Source organism: Methylosoma difficile (assembly GCF_054657615.1).
On sequence record NZ_BAAHYJ010000004.1, the window covers coordinates 280,059 to 294,040 of the forward strand.

Consider the following 13,982-nt stretch of genomic DNA (forward strand, 5'->3'; position numbering starts at 1 on the left):
TTCTTTATACTGCCGCTGGCAAAAACTAACATGAAGACTAGCCCTTCCGTGACGGCTCAGCTTAAAACATTACTGCAATACAGTTTAGCCGCGTTATTGCTCGCAGTCATATTGATCCTGGCAATTGCTTGGTATAGCGCGGGGCAATTGGCCCAACCAACGCGCCGACCATTGCAAACCTATCATCAAGATTGGTTATTGCAGCCACAGGCGCACGGTATGTTGCTGAGCCGTACAGAGTGCGGCAACGGGCGCGTACCGTGCCTGATGGTTGCACCCGATGCCCATTCCGCTCCCGGCAAACGCGGCACATTGTTGCGCCAACAGTTAACATCAATGGGCAGCAAAGTGCTTTCCTACGGTGAAACACGCGGTATTTTAGTCTTGTTGCACGGTCGAAATGGGCGAAAGGAAGATTTATTGCCGGTTGCCGAACGCTTTGTTGCAGCCGGATTCAAATGCGTCATTCCAGACCTGCCCGCACACGGCGACAGCCCCCTTAAACAGTTGCACTTTGCCACACAAACTACCGAGAGCGCATTGCCTGTGCAAGTATTGAATGATGCCCGCCGTTATTTCAACGAACCAGATGCGCCAGCAGCCCTTTGGGGGCTATCAATGGGTGGGGCGTTTGCGATTCGTTCCGTTAAGGATTCGCCCCAGCAATGGCGCGCGCTGATTATTGTCTCCAGTTTTAATAGCTTGCCCGATGTCATTGCTGACCAGCTGCAAGGTTTGCCACCCTTGCTTTCACAAGCCTTTGTCGGCATCTTAGCTCCCTTGACCCAGTACCGTGGCGGTGCAGATTTGTATCAGGTACAACCAGAACAATGGGCAAGCCAGATAACCCAACCTGTTTTAGTTATCCACGGCGAAGACGATCCCTTGATTACCCTTAAACGTGGCAGCCAGCTATTTGCCGCATTTCAAAACCCCAACAAAATGTGGATCAGTGTTCCCAAAGCTAACCACCACAATATTCTGGTCACTGAAATGCCGCTTTACGCAAAAATGGGCCACTGGCTGATGGCGTATTTTTAATAAAGCCAATTTCTGACAAAATGACCACAATAACTTTTAACAAAGGCTTTTTAAAACAATGGTCAACCAATGCCCACCCCGCAAACCGCCGAAGACCACGTCCAACAAGCATTAGCCCTGCATAAACAAGGTTTGTTGGATGCAGCAGAACAGCAATACCGGCAGATTTTACAAGCAGACCCCAACAATGCAGGGGCGCTGCATTTGTTGGGCGTACTGGCCCATCAAAAAAACCAATCGGAACAAGCGGTCAGCTTAATTAACCAAGCGCTTGCCATCCACGCCAATGCGGCGTTTTACTCCAACCGTGGCGTGGCCTTACGCGCGCTTAAACGCTACGACGAAGCGCTGGACAGTTACGGGCAAGCCATCGCCTTAGAAAACCAACACCCCGACGCCCATTACAACCGCGCCATTCTCTTAACGACCTTGGGGCGGCACGAAGAAGCACGGCTGAGTTACGAACAAGTCTTGGCGCTTAATCCTGATTACATCGACGCACGCTTAAATTTAAGTATTTGCTACTTAAAATTGGGCGATTTCGCCCAAGGCTGGCCTTTGTATGAATGGCGCTGGCAAAGCCAAGCCTTAGGCGACATGCCCGTACCGGCCTATAGCCAACCCTTATGGCAAGGTGATGCCGAACTGGTCAACAAAACCATTTTGCTGCACGCGGAACAAGGTTTGGGGGATACCTTGCAGTTTTGCCGTTACGCGCAATGGGTGGCAGGTTTGGGGGCAAAAGTGATTTTACAGGTGCAACCGGAGCTGAAAACCCTATTGGCAAACTTGGCAGGGGTTAAGCAATTGCTTGGCAAAAACGACCCGCTGCCCGATTTTGACTACCACTGCCCATTGATGAGCCTGCCCTTGGCTTTTAACACCCGCTTAGGCAGCATTCCGGCAGCCATTCCCTATTTGTACAGCCATGCCGATAAGCAGGCCGATTGGCAGGAAAAACTCGGCAAGCCAACGCGCCCGCGCGTGGGGCTGGTCTGGTCGGGCGGCAGCCTGCATAAAAATGACCTTCACCGCTCGATGGCGCTTAAAGCCATGACAGCTTTGCTTTGCCCGGAAATCGAATTTATCAGCTTACAAAAACAAGTCCGCCCGGACGACCAAGGCGTTTTGGCGGCAAATACAACAATCCGTCAAGTTGGCGGACATTTACATGACTTTACTGACACCGCCGCGTTAATCGCGTGTTTGGATTTGGTAGTTAGCGTCGATACGTCCGTCGCCCACCTGGCTGCCGCGCTGGGCAAGCCGACTTGGCTATTGTTGCCCTTTAATGCCGACTGGCGTTGGCTGCTTAACCGCACCACCAGTCCGTGGTACCCGACAATGCAACTGTTTAAGCAAACCACGCCCGAAGATTGGCAAACCGTGATGAATTTCGTCAAAGCCGAATTATTGGCAAGGTTTTTGAATCCTTCACTTTCCTAAGCAAGGCTTTCCCACCTATAATAGCGACAATACTATGAAAATTAAGGATTTATTGTGGGCTATTCATTATCTTGGTTAAGTTGCCGTGGACTGTCTGAAGACACGCTGTTGACAAGGCTATCGCTAAAAAACACCCACCAATCCGTCGAATACGCCCACACCGCAACGGCAATGCAGCCATTGCCCGATCACTGGCTGCTGGTTGTTGGCAAAGGTTGCGACCACCGCATCATCCAAGCCCGTTTGCTTGCCACGCTTTCCTTGGATTGCGAAGTGGTCGCCTGTTCGATTGAAGAACATGTCATGTACGCGTCGTCGGAACACTGGTGCAACGGCAAGCGGGTCTGGCGAATAGAACACGCCGGCGAAACCAGCCTCCGCCATCTGGTTGTCGAAGGCGATACGCCAGCTTTTTACCCGTCCATCGTCGCTGCTTGTGAAAAAAATCAGGCCGCATCAGAAGATGTTGATGGGTATTTTGAAATCCCACTGGAATGCGCCAAACAGCTTGTCGGCTTTAAGCACGACGAAGAACATCCCTCCCTTGACTACAGTGCTTTCCAAAACCTCAGCAAGCAATCTGCCATTTGGCAATGGTGGTGACACACCCTAAATCTGCTTCATCGTAATGTCTAAAGTCGCTATCCGATAAGCGATTTGCCGTGGTGTCATATTCAACAATCTGGCGGCTTTGGCTTGCACCCAACCGCTTTGTTCTAAAGCGGCAATCACCCGTTCGCGGTCATCTAAATTTTCATCGCTAAAATCCACCGATTGCAGTTTTTGTGGTTTGCTGATGAGTCCAGCTTGGGAAACGACGCTTTCCAAACCCGTGTTGACCATCACATCGCGGTCTATGCTGCCGTTTGGACTCATAATGGCGGCGCGTTCCAGACAGTTTGCCAATTCGCGGACGTTGCCGGGCCAGTCGTGTTTCATCAGGATGCGGATCGCGCTTTCTTTAATTTCCAAAGGCCTGCCGCCTTGTTGTTCGGAAATGCGGGCTAGCAAAAATTCTGATAACGCCGGGATGTCTTCGCTACGGTCGCGTAACGGCGGCATGGTGATGGGCATGACGTTGAGGCGGTAATACAAATCCTCGCGGAATTTGCCTTCGGTCACTTCTTCTTCGAGATTGCGGTTAGTCGCGGCAATGATGCGGACGTTAACTTTGATGGTTTGCGTGCCGCCAACGCGTTCAAATTCGCCTTCTTGCAACACCCGCAACAATTTGGCTTGGAACGACGCGGAGATTTCGCCGATTTCGTCCAAAAACAACGTGCCATTATTCGCCAGTTCAAAACGGCCTTTGCGTTGGTTGATTGCGCCGCTGAACGCGCCTTTTTCATGCCCGAACAATTCCGATTCCAGCAAGGTGTCCGGCAAAGCCGCGCAGTTGAGTTTTAAAAATGGCCCGCTGGCGCAACCGGAATTAAAGTGGATGGCGTTGGCGACGACTTCTTTACCGGTGCCGGATTCGCCGCGAATGAGTACGGTCGTATTCCATTTGGCGACTTGGCGGATAGTTTCGAAGACTTTCAGCATCGGCGCGGAATGCCCGATGATGTTTTCAAAGCGGTAATTTTTGATTAATGCCTGTTTAAGCTGGTCGCGCTCGCTTTGCAAATGCCGTTGTTTACGTTCGATAACGCGCAGCATTTTCACGCTTTGCGCGATCAAGTTGGCAATCATTTCCAAAAACCGCGCACGTTCGCCAAGAAACAAGTTGTCGTCGGGTTGCGCTGCCAACACGCCGATGGTGTCGCCTTGTTCGATGTAAATGGGCGAACCGATAAACGGCAATTCGGGATCATACAAGCCCATACGCCCCAAAAAGCGTGGCTCTTCAGACACTTTTTCCACGACAATGGTACTGCCTGCGTCCAAAATTGCGCCCATCACGCCTTCGCCGGGATGGTAGCGAATCGGCTGCTTTAATTGGCTGTCGGCATTGGCGTGTACGGCGCTGACAATCAGGCTGTCGTTTTCGATTTCTTTCAGGGTAATCATGCCGGAACGCATCCCTGAGCGTTTGTGCAACACTTCCAGCACCGCTTGCAATTTGGTGTGCAAGTCGTGGGTGCTGTTCAGCACTTGGCTAATCAGGTAGAGCGTGTCCAGTTCCGCTTCGATCAGTTCGGTTCTATCGCGCATCAGCCGCCCCCTTCCAAGGCCTGTTTATTACTGGCATTGATGGGCTGATAACGGCTGTTTTCGCGAATGATAAATTGATTACTACCGACATCGCGCAATAAGGGAAAACTAATTTTAATTCGGCAACCTGGGTCAAAATTAGGGTCAATATCAATAAAACCATGATGTTGCGTGACAATTTCTTTAGCAATCACCAAGCCCATACCTGCTTTTTGCCCGCTGTTAGCGCGGGTGGTGTAAAACGGTTCGAATACGCGGCTACGTTTTTCTTCCGGAATGCCTGGTCCAGAATCTTCAATGCTGACGTAAAGCAATTCGCTATCGGCATCGGTGCTGATGCGGATACGATGCTCGCCCGTTAACGAATCGCCGACGGCGTCGATGGCGTTGTCCAGCAGTTGGTTGAACAACACCCGCAAGCGGTTTTCCGAACCCAAAATATTGGGCAGTTCTGCCAAAGGTCGCCAATGCACGTCAATGCCTTGGCTCCAAATGCGTTGGTCATTGAGCAACAATACTTCGTGCAAAATTTGGTTGAGATTGACTGCAACCAAGGTGGATTGCGACACCTCAGGCACACAGTTTTGCATGGTGGCGATGGCTTCTTCGCCGGACTGCTGGATTTGTTGCAGGATTTGCAGCAGGCCTGCGGTATTGGCGTCGTTTTTGTGTTTGAGGATTTGTTCCGCCGCCTTGATCTGGTTCATCGGCATGTGGATTTGGTGGATGGCACCCAACAGCGTTTCCCGAATGCCGCGCACCCGTTCATCTTCAGACATGATGGTTTTCAGGGTTTGGATGTGCAGCTCTTCCATTTGCCGCCGTTGCCGGGTGATGTCAGTGATGGTCAACACTAAATAGGGTTTGGCGGTGTTGTCGAAAAAGGCATCGGCGTGGGCTTCCTTTTCCTTAAACCAATTGCCCGCGCAAGAAAACCAACGCGCCCTGCGGCCTGGTTTGCCTTCGATGCGGAATTCGCGGTTGTTGAAACCTTGCTCGTGGCTTTGCAATTGCGCCCATTCTTCGCCCATTTCTTCCCGTAATAGCTGCAAAAAATAAGCGGCGGGTTCGCCTTTGTCGAGATCACTGACCAGTGTTTTGTAATTGTGGTTGTCGAGTATGACTTTATCTTCATCATCCACCACCACCATCGCCATGGGTGAAGAATTGATGACCGATTCAATCAATAACTTCTGGTTGATGACGCGCTGGTCGGCTTCGTGGGCTTGGGTGATGTCGCGGTGCATTCCGATGTAGTGGGTAATCGTACCTTCCTCGTCGAGCATCGGCGCGATAGTCAAATCGGCGATATAACGGCGGCCTTCCTTATGGCGATTGCACAGAGTGCCGCGCCAGACTTTTTTGTTGCGGATGGTATGCCATAAATCGTAATAGACGGCACGGGGCGTGCGCTTGTCGGACAATACCGATTCGTTCTCGCCCAAAATATCTTCCGGCTGATAACCCGTAACCTTAACAAACTCTTGATTAACGTAGAGGATTTTGGCTTTTTTGTCGGTAATGGAAATGGCGATAGGCACTTGCTCAACCGTTTCCACAAACAGGTGGTAAGGCATTGGGCCTTGTCCAAGCCCTGTGCCGCCAAAAACTGTAGGAGCCAGTTCATCCATCATAGTCACCATTGCGGTGTGTTCTTGTAAGAATTGCAGGGAAGATTTTTTCATATCACGGCCTGAGGAATGGGTGGGATCATCGCTATGTAATGGGCTATGCAAAATTAACGCCAGCGGCAAAATCCTCGTTACGTCGGCGAAAAATGCTGTATTGACGATGGTTTGCCGAAAGCAGGCGCGGAAAATCGCCCCTACATGCTAACGGCTTTGTCGATATTTTGTCGGGTTTCCTACAAAAACTTTTGCCGATTTAGCTTGGCTGTCTGATTCACCACAGCCCCAAGCGCCGCATTTTTGCCGCCAAGCCAGCACTGACGCGCTTTTGCCAATTGGCATAGTTACTGCTCAAGCCAAGCAAAGCCCTAGCCTTTGTCAGGAAAACAATCGTGAGTGAATATCTGTTGCTGTTACTAGGCACCGCCTTGGTCAACAACGTGGTGCTGGTGAAATTCCTCGGCCTTTGCCCGTTTATGGGGGTGTCGAAAAAGCTAGACTCGGCCTTAAGCATGGGGCTTGCCACCACCTTTGTACTGAGCTTGGCAGCAGCGACCAGTTGGCTATTGGAGCATTTCATCCTCGCGCCGTTGCATATCGAATTTTTACGCATCTTGGCGTTTATTTTGGTGATTGCCGCTGTCGTGCAGTTTACCGAAATGGTCGTGCATAAAACCTCACCCGTGCTGTACCAAATTTTAGGCATCTTCCTGCCGCTGATTACCACCAACTGCGCAGTGCTGGGTGTGGCTTTATTGAACGTGCAGGAAAAATACGGTTTTATGCAAAGCCTGATTTTTGGCTTTGGCTCGGCGGTAGGTTTTACTTTGGTAATGGTGCTATTTGCAGGCTTGCGTGAACGTTTGGCGTTAATGGCGGTGCCTGTTTTGTTTGCCGGAACACCGATAGCGTTTATCACTGCGGGGATATTGTCGCTGGCGTTTATGGGCTTTGCGGGGCTTTCTAGTAAATAAATTTGGAGTCCAAAACATGTTTTGGATTCCGTGCATAAAATCGTTCCCATGCTCCGGCGTGGGAACGATTAAACGATTAATAGGATGTGCTGAGGTACGAAGCGCATCGTTCGCGTGGCTCGACAGATGCGCCTCCTATCATCGGCACATCCTATAGGTCTGGATTGGTGGGCTTCCTTACGTCAGCCCATCCTACGAATTGAATAAACAAGGGCTGAGAAAAAACCATGTACGTTTTCTACGCAATCATCAGTTTGACCGGATTAGGCTTGTCATTAGGCTTGTTGCTGGGTATTGCCGGGAAATATCTCAAAGTAGAATCCAGTCCCATTGTCGATGAAATCGAAGCCCTGATGCCGGGTTCACAATGTGGACAATGCGGATTTCCGGGTTGCCGTCCGGCGGTGGAAGCCTTGGTGGAAGGCAAAGCCCCCGCGACTTTATGCCCACCCGGCGGCAGTGCCTTAGCCGAACAAATCGCTATGCTCTTAGGCTTGGATTTAGATTTAAAAGACGTGCAAGAACCTGAAGCCTTGGTCGCCCGCGTTAGCGAAGCCACCTGCACAGGCTGCACGCGCTGCTTTAAAGTTTGCCCCACCGATGCCATCGTCGGCGCACCCAAACAAATCCACGCCGTCGTTGCCGATGCTTGTATCGCCTGCAAACGTTGCGTGGAGGTCTGCCCGACCGAATGCCTGCAAATGCACCCGATTGAAGTCACTTTGCGGAATTGGCGTTGGGCAAAACCGCGCGTTCCGGTCGCGGAGGGGATGCCATGTTAAGTGTATTAGATTGGTTAAAACCGCCGCGCATCCGTGGCGGTGTCCATGCAGAAGAGCGCAAATCCAGCACCGCGACGCAAGCCATCGTCACTGATTTTCCTTTGCCGAAAAAACTGTACATACCGCTGCAACAACACGTTGGCAAACCCGCCGAGCCGTTGATCCGCGTTGGCGAAACGGTGTTGAAAGGCCAATTGCTCGCTTACAGCCAAGGCATGATTTCCGCGCCTGTCCACGCACCTAGTTCTGGCGTGATTGTCGATGTCAACGATTACCCCGCCCCCCATCCATCTGCTTTGCCCATTCGCATGATTGTGTTGGAAACCGATGGTAAAGATGAATGGGTAAAAACACCGGAAATGGGCGATCCGTTTCAACTGACTCCCGAAGATATTAGTTTGCGCGTTGGTGCGGCAGGTATTGTCGGTTTGGGCGGCGCGACTTTTCCAACCGCCGTTAAGCTGAACATGGGGCGTGAAAACCATATCGACACTTTGATTATCAACGGCGCGGAATGTGAACCCTACTTAAGCTGCGACGATAGGCAAATGCAGGAACGTAGCGAGCAGATTATCGACGGTGTGCGTTTGATGTTGCGTGGGATGGTCTCGTATCATGCCGTGGTGGCGATTGAAGACAACAAACCCAACGCCTTTTATGCGATGGCGGCAGCGGCGCGGCATTTCCCCGAAATCAACGTCATACAAATCCCCACCCGTTACCCAATGGGCTGGGATAGGCAGTTGATACGCTATGTCACAGGCCGCGAAGTCCCAGTCGGTTGCCGTTCGTCAGAAATTGGCGTGACCATCCACAACGTCGGCACGGCTTACGCAACCCATAATGCGATACGCCACGGTCAGCCGCTGGTCAGTCGTGTCATTACCGTATCTGGCGGTGCGGTCGGCAATCCAATGAATGTCGAAGTGCCATTGGGTACGCTAATTTCGGAAGTGTTCGCGTTCTGCGAGGTTGATTTGACGCAAATCGCCCGTATCGTCATGGGCGGGCCGATGATGGGCGATTCCTTGCCACACACGGGTTTGCCGACCGTGAAAGCGACCAGCGGTGTGTTGGCTTTGACGCAAAGCGAACTAAAAAGCACCGACGAACAGCCTTGCATACGTTGCGCCAGTTGCGTAACCGTGTGTCCGGCAGGTTTGCGGCCTTTGGATATGGCGAACAATATCAAAGCGAACCAACTCGATGCGGCAGTCGATATTGGCTTGAAAGATTGCATCAGTTGCGGCTGTTGCTCGTATATCTGTCCATCGAATATTCCGCTAGTGCAGTATTTCAAATATGCGTCCGGAGAAGTCGCGGCGCGGCAACAAGCACAGCATAAATCCGAACAGACCAAAAAATTGATGGAAGCTCGGCAAGTGCGTTTGGATAGGATCGCCGAACAACAGCGTTTGGAAGAGGAAGCACGGATTGCCGCGAAGAAAGAACGCGAGCGTTTGAAAGCGGAACAGGAGGTGGTATGACGATTAAACAGGCGTTGATATGGGGTAGGTGCGAATTCATTCGCATGTATTTTTGGGCTACTGTGCGGATAAATCCGCACCTACGCAATAGCCTCATGCCTGTTGAGGTATCAAATGATTAGCCACCACAAACCCGCCAGCGGCGCGCATGTCGGCGCGAATTTAAGCGTCAGCCAAATCATGTGGCGTGTGGTGTTGGCCTTAACACCCGCCACAGCCTTTGGCCTGTGGTTGTTCGGTTGGCCCGCGATATTTTTGTTCATCATCACCGTCACATCAGCCATTTTGTTTGAAGCGTTCTGCATACGCCTCAAAGGCCGCCCAACCAAGCCCGTCATTATGGACGGTTCGGCCTTGCTCACGGGCTGTTTGGTGGCGATCACCTTGCCGCCTTGGGCACCCTGGTGGATAGGCGTGGTCGGGTCGGGTATCGCCATCATTTTAGGCAAGCAAGTCTATGGCGGCTTGGGGCAAAACCTGTTCAATCCGGCAATGTTGGCGCGGGTGGCGCTGTTGATTTCTTTCCCGATTGAAATGACCACATGGGCGAATGTTTCACCGTTGTTTTTCGGTGATTCACCGGGGATTATTGAAGGTTTACATATCACTTTATCTGGTTTGCAAAACTTGGATGCTTACACAGGCGCGACCACGCTGGGCTATATCAAAACTGAATTCTCGCAACACCGCATCTTGCCGGAGATTCTGAAAGATTATTCGCCAACGCTGAATTTCATCGGCTGGACACGTGGCAGTTTGGGTGAAACGTCTTCGGTGTTGATGGGCTTGGGCGGCGTGTGGTTGATCCGGCAAAACATCATCCAATGGCAAATCCCCGTGTCTTTGCTGGGAACTGTGTTGCTGTTGTCCAGCGTGTTCTATTTATTGGATAGCGACCATTATGTCAGCCCGTTTTTGTACCTGAATTCCGGCGCGATTTTGTGCGTGGCATTTTTTATCGCCACCGATTACGTCACCTCGCCGAATACGCCAACGGGACAATTAGTGTTTGGCGCGGGCTGTGGCTTGTTGATTTTCGTTATCAGAACCTGGGGCGCGTATCCCGAAGGTGCGGGTTTTGCGGTGTTGTTGATGAATTCGGCAACCCCGTTGATTGATTATTACATCAAACCTCGGATTTATGGGCGTGACCGAAAAGGGAAACCGTTGGAAATTCCGAAACCGTAATTGTCGTAGGATGGGCTGACGTAAGGAAGCCCATCGAAATCTATAAACCAACGATGGGCTTCCCTTCGTTCAGCCCATCCTACTTTGATGTGTACCATGAAATTTGACAGTGAAACCATAAGATCCCAAGCAGCCAATTATCTGGACTGGCTAAAACGCTGGCTAGACCCTGCTAATCTCGCCAGATTGCGCCCAAAGTTGCAGTTCCAAACAGGCATTTTGGCAGGTTTCGCACTCATCGCCAGTGTCTTGCTCGGCGTGACCAATTGCAGCACCGAAGGCACTATCCAACAACGCTTGGCGGAAGATTTACAAAACTCCTTGGCGGAAGTTGTGCCAGCCGAATTGCATGATAACGATATGCTGCAAGACACACGCACCATTGCGTCTGCCGAATACAACATCGCCGCCGATGAAACCACCGTCTATCTCGCCAAAAAAGCTGGCCTAGTCACCGCCGTGTGTTTCAAATTCACCGCTCCTGATGGTTATTCCGGCGCAATTAATATGATTATGGGCGTTGACCGTGACGGTAATATTTTAGGCGTGCGGGTGTTAAGCCATAAAGAAACACCTGGCTTGGGCGATAAAATTGAAGTCGCCAAATCGAACTGGATTTTAGATTTTGTTGGCAAATCGCTGGAGAACTTAACGCCTGCACAATGGACAGTCAAAAAAGACGGCGGCGAGTTTGACCAGTTCGCAGGGGCGACGATTACGCCGCGCAAATCGGTGCAGGCGATTTATCGGGGCTTGCAGTTGTTTAAGGCGTATCAGGCAGAATTAATAAAGGAGTGAAAAAACATGTTTTTTCACTCCGACAACTAAGGAGTTAACCATGTTATCCGAAACCTACCGCAAAATCGCCGCCGATGGCATTTGGAACAATAACATCGTGTTTGGGCAAAACTTGGCCTTATGCCCTTTGCTTGCCGTGACAGGTACAGCGACCAACGGCTTGGGTATGGGCTTGGCGACCTTGGTGGTTATCACCGCCTCTAACGGTTTAATTTCCTTAGCTCGCCATTTAATCCCCAGCGAAATTCGCATCCCGATTTTTGTCTTGCTGATTGCCGCCCTGGTGACGCTGGTTGATATTCTGATGAACGCTTGGGCGCATGAACTTTATAAGGTATTGGGTTTGTTCATCGCTCTGATCGTCACCAACTGCGCATTACTGGGTCGTGCCGAAGCCTTTGCTTCCAAGCAACCTGTGAAAGAAGCCCTTTGGGATGGTTTTATGATGGGCATGGGTTTTTTGCTGGTGCTGGTGGCCTTGGGCGCGGCGCGGGAAATCAGCTCGGCAGGCACGTTGTTCGCCAATGCGTCGTTGTTACTAGGTGAATCGTTCCGTTTTTTGGAAGTGACGGTTATCCCGAATTACAAAGGCTTTCTGCTGATGGCTTTGCCGCCAGGTGGTTTTATCATGACCGGATTCTTGATTGTTGGTAAGCGGATGATTGACCAAAGCATGTCAAAGCGTAAATCCGCAATAGTTTTGGTACCAGTTTCGGTGGAATAGGGTAGAGACGTTGCAATGCAACGTCTCTACAGAAATGTAGGGTACGCTGCGCGTACCTTGTAAAAGCACACAATTTAAGCACCTAAAAGGTACGCGCAGCGTACCCTACATGAATAGAGGCCTTATGAACGTCGGTGTATGTTACGCAGAAGTGGACAGACAATTGTGGATGCGTTTGGAAGTGCCGGACGATAGCACGGTAGAACAAGCCATCCAGTTATCGGGGGTGTTGAAGCTGTACCCTGAAATTAATCTCGCCACCCAGAAAGTTGGGATTTTCGGCAAAATCGCCACCTTAGAAACCCCGGTAAAAGACGGTGACCGCGTGGAGATTTACCGCCCGATTACGGTTGATCCACAAACGGTGCAGCGGCGTAGGCGTTAATAGTTTGGTAGTGCTTAAGTTTCTAGTTCAATAGTGACCGCTACCAAATTCAAGACGAGATGACATTGGTATTGTATAAACATACCCATTTCTACAATACTGAACGGATACATTCAACGGTTGGTTCGATTTCACCCAATCAATATGAATCAATTTTTTAAAATAGGCTTAAATGATTGTCAATTGCTATAAACCGTCCGGCAATTCTCTCCTTTACCATCACAAACCACGTCTTTTTTCCAAGTGGGTTTCTGATTTTCGATGCCTTCCACTTGCACACTGCTGCCACTGATTGCCGTCAAAGTCATTTTATTGTTGCTTGTTTCAATCTTAAAATGCTTCAGTGTATTCATGCCCACCAGTACAACAGGCAAGGCATACCCAATATAAGCATTTACATCCTTTAGGACGATATTCCCAAACTGCATTCGTCTTATCTGTGTTTTTTGTACATTGGTATTACCATTGGCTGTCCAAATAGTATCCAGTTGACCTATTGGCAAACCAGCCTTTTGGGCAAATTCGAAAGGAATGGTTGTTGTGGTTGCCCCCGTATCAATAATACAAGGCATCAGAACGTTGTTGATATAGAAATTGCCCCTAAAATGCCCTTGTGCATCGGCATTGATGATTAAGCTGCCTGATCCGACAGTCACGTTATCGGGATTGGGCTTTAAGTCAGGAAAAAAAGTATTCGGATTCGGCGCTGGGTTTAACTTATCGTTCAGGGCTTTAACGATTTGCTTTTCAAGCGTATCAAGCTTTTCATAAGTTTTTGAAACGTAATAATAATCGAACAGATGCGCTGATAAATAAAGCGCATAAACGAAAATGGCCAACTTACCTAAGAAGGGAAAGGGATTTCTTCTGTTTCTCGACATAGCCTAACCAAAATGACACGGGAATAAACCCAGCTAGGTATAGCTACATTTAGCCTTTTTACAACGTAAAAATTCACAAATGTGATTGCTAACTTGCTTCCAACAAGACAACAACCCAAAGCCCTAGCGAGGCAAGAAAGTTGATGGTAAAAACCAAACCGCGAAGCCGGATGTTTGTTGTCAGGATTTGCACAAGACTATGGACAATGCGTCCGCCAATGAATAGCCAAGCGAGGATAACGGCAACAAAACTGTCCGAATGGCTTTGGATAAGCAGCATACAGCCTACATAAAAGGATACCGGCCACTCAAACTGGTTGGATAGGTTTGCGCTGATGCGGGGTTCAATTGTTGCCCAAGGATTGGAACCATCCGGGCGCTTTCCTATGCCCCAAATTTTAGGTGCGCGTGCAATGGTCAGCAACACGTAAAGAAACGCAGTCATTGCAACATGTATTGCCATTATAAGGATCAGCTGGTGCGTCATTTTTTCT

The 13,982-nt window shown here is 50.1% G+C and carries 14 protein-coding genes; 10 read left to right on the top strand and 4 right to left on the bottom strand.

Going from position 1 to position 13,982, the window contains the following annotated elements; translation table 11 throughout:
• The first annotated feature begins 30 nt into the window (after nt 1-30).
• From ACYQ1O_RS12970 to ACYQ1O_RS12980, 3 genes are all read left to right on the top strand, one after another.
• A complete protein-coding gene (locus ACYQ1O_RS12970) occupies nt 31-1,041 on the top strand; it encodes an alpha/beta hydrolase (protein ID WP_459992240.1) in 1,011 nt (336 codons plus the stop codon).
• Between the two features lie 69 nt (nt 1,042-1,110).
• Nucleotides 1,111-2,487 carry a tetratricopeptide repeat protein gene (locus ACYQ1O_RS12975; RefSeq protein WP_459992242.1) on the top strand — a complete coding sequence of 459 codons (1,377 nt, stop codon included), beginning with the start codon at nt 1,111-1,113 and terminating at the stop codon, nt 2,485-2,487.
• 54 nt (nt 2,488-2,541) lie between these two features.
• Entirely contained in the window at nt 2,542-3,090 is a 549-nt protein-coding gene (locus ACYQ1O_RS12980) for a hypothetical protein (protein ID WP_459992244.1), read from the top strand.
• A gap of 6 nt (nt 3,091-3,096) precedes the next feature.
• On the opposite strand, the gene nifA is transcribed toward ACYQ1O_RS12980, so the two are convergent.
• Both nifA and nifL read right to left on the bottom strand, forming a co-directional pair.
• On the bottom strand, nt 3,097-4,641 hold the full coding sequence (gene nifA, locus ACYQ1O_RS12985) for a nif-specific transcriptional activator NifA (RefSeq protein ID WP_459992247.1): 1,545 nt from the start codon (nt 4,639-4,641) through the stop codon (nt 3,097-3,099).
• Nucleotides 4,641-6,326 (bottom strand): nitrogen fixation negative regulator NifL, encoded by a 1,686-nt coding sequence (gene nifL, locus ACYQ1O_RS12990; protein WP_459992248.1) that lies wholly within the window; start codon nt 6,324-6,326, stop codon nt 4,641-4,643. Before nifL ends, nifA begins: the two co-directional genes overlap by 1 nt.
• 335 nt (nt 6,327-6,661) lie before the next feature.
• Here nifL and rsxA point away from each other — a divergent pair, with 335 nt between their 5' ends.
• The 7 genes from rsxA to ACYQ1O_RS13025 all read left to right on the top strand — a co-directional run bounded on the left by rsxA (nt 6,662) and on the right by ACYQ1O_RS13025 (nt 12,607).
• On the top strand, nt 6,662-7,243 hold the full coding sequence (gene rsxA / locus ACYQ1O_RS12995) for an electron transport complex subunit RsxA (protein WP_459992249.1): 582 nt from the start codon (nt 6,662-6,664) through the stop codon (nt 7,241-7,243).
• Between the two features lie 227 nt (nt 7,244-7,470).
• Entirely contained in the window at nt 7,471-8,025 is a 555-nt protein-coding gene (locus ACYQ1O_RS13000) for an RnfABCDGE type electron transport complex subunit B (RefSeq protein WP_459992251.1), read from the top strand.
• Entirely contained in the window at nt 8,019-9,512 is a 1,494-nt protein-coding gene (gene rsxC / locus ACYQ1O_RS13005; protein ID WP_459992253.1) for an electron transport complex subunit RsxC, read from the top strand. Before ACYQ1O_RS13000 ends, rsxC begins: the two co-directional genes overlap by 7 nt.
• A 114-nt stretch (nt 9,513-9,626) precedes the next feature.
• Nucleotides 9,627-10,700, top strand: coding sequence for an RnfABCDGE type electron transport complex subunit D (locus ACYQ1O_RS13010; RefSeq protein ID WP_459992254.1), 1,074 nt, complete (start codon nt 9,627-9,629; stop codon nt 10,698-10,700).
• Between the two features lie 96 nt (nt 10,701-10,796).
• On the top strand, nt 10,797-11,498 hold the full coding sequence (rsxG, locus tag ACYQ1O_RS13015) for an electron transport complex subunit RsxG (protein ID WP_459992256.1): 702 nt from the start codon (nt 10,797-10,799) through the stop codon (nt 11,496-11,498).
• 40 nt (nt 11,499-11,538) lie between these two features.
• Complete coding sequence (locus tag ACYQ1O_RS13020; RefSeq protein ID WP_459992257.1) at nt 11,539-12,222, top strand: electron transport complex subunit E; 684 nt, start codon at nt 11,539-11,541, stop codon at nt 12,220-12,222.
• 124 nt (nt 12,223-12,346) lie between these two features.
• Entirely contained in the window at nt 12,347-12,607 is a 261-nt protein-coding gene (locus tag ACYQ1O_RS13025; protein ID WP_459992258.1) for an RnfH family protein, read from the top strand.
• A 179-nt stretch (nt 12,608-12,786) separates the two neighbouring features.
• On the opposite strand, the gene ACYQ1O_RS13035 is transcribed toward ACYQ1O_RS13025, so the two are convergent.
• On the bottom strand, nt 12,787-13,488 hold the full coding sequence (locus tag ACYQ1O_RS13035) for a retropepsin-like aspartic protease family protein (protein ID WP_459992259.1): 702 nt from the start codon (nt 13,486-13,488) through the stop codon (nt 12,787-12,789).
• Between the two features lie 88 nt (nt 13,489-13,576).
• On the bottom strand, nt 13,577-13,951 hold the full coding sequence (locus tag ACYQ1O_RS13040) for an MAPEG family protein (protein ID WP_459992261.1): 375 nt from the start codon (nt 13,949-13,951) through the stop codon (nt 13,577-13,579).
• Nucleotides 13,952-13,982: the final 31 nt, after the last annotated feature.

What these genes read in the sequence shown, in the direction of transcription:
- rsxC (WP_459992253.1), top strand. Translation starts at nt 8,019, where the DNA reads ATGTTAAGTGTATTAGATTGGTTAAAACCGCCGCGCATCCGTGGCGGT.
- ACYQ1O_RS13025 (WP_459992258.1), top strand. Translation starts at nt 12,347, where the DNA reads ATGAACGTCGGTGTATGTTACGCAGAAGTGGACAGACAATTGTGGATG.
- ACYQ1O_RS13040 (WP_459992261.1), bottom strand. Translation starts at nt 13,951, where the DNA reads ATGGCAATACATGTTGCAATGACTGCGTTTCTTTACGTGTTGCTGACC.
- ACYQ1O_RS13010 (WP_459992254.1), top strand. Translation starts at nt 9,627, where the DNA reads ATGATTAGCCACCACAAACCCGCCAGCGGCGCGCATGTCGGCGCGAAT.
- nifL (WP_459992248.1), bottom strand. Translation starts at nt 6,326, where the DNA reads ATGAAAAAATCTTCCCTGCAATTCTTACAAGAACACACCGCAATGGTG.
- ACYQ1O_RS12975 (WP_459992242.1), top strand. Translation starts at nt 1,111, where the DNA reads ATGCCCACCCCGCAAACCGCCGAAGACCACGTCCAACAAGCATTAGCC.
- ACYQ1O_RS13020 (WP_459992257.1), top strand. Translation starts at nt 11,539, where the DNA reads ATGTTATCCGAAACCTACCGCAAAATCGCCGCCGATGGCATTTGGAAC.
- rsxG (WP_459992256.1), top strand. Translation starts at nt 10,797, where the DNA reads ATGAAATTTGACAGTGAAACCATAAGATCCCAAGCAGCCAATTATCTG.
- ACYQ1O_RS12970 (WP_459992240.1), top strand. Translation starts at nt 31, where the DNA reads ATGAAGACTAGCCCTTCCGTGACGGCTCAGCTTAAAACATTACTGCAA.
- nifA (WP_459992247.1), bottom strand. Translation starts at nt 4,641, where the DNA reads ATGCGCGATAGAACCGAACTGATCGAAGCGGAACTGGACACGCTCTAC.
- ACYQ1O_RS13000 (WP_459992251.1), top strand. Translation starts at nt 7,471, where the DNA reads ATGTACGTTTTCTACGCAATCATCAGTTTGACCGGATTAGGCTTGTCA.
- ACYQ1O_RS13035 (WP_459992259.1), bottom strand. Translation starts at nt 13,488, where the DNA reads ATGTCGAGAAACAGAAGAAATCCCTTTCCCTTCTTAGGTAAGTTGGCC.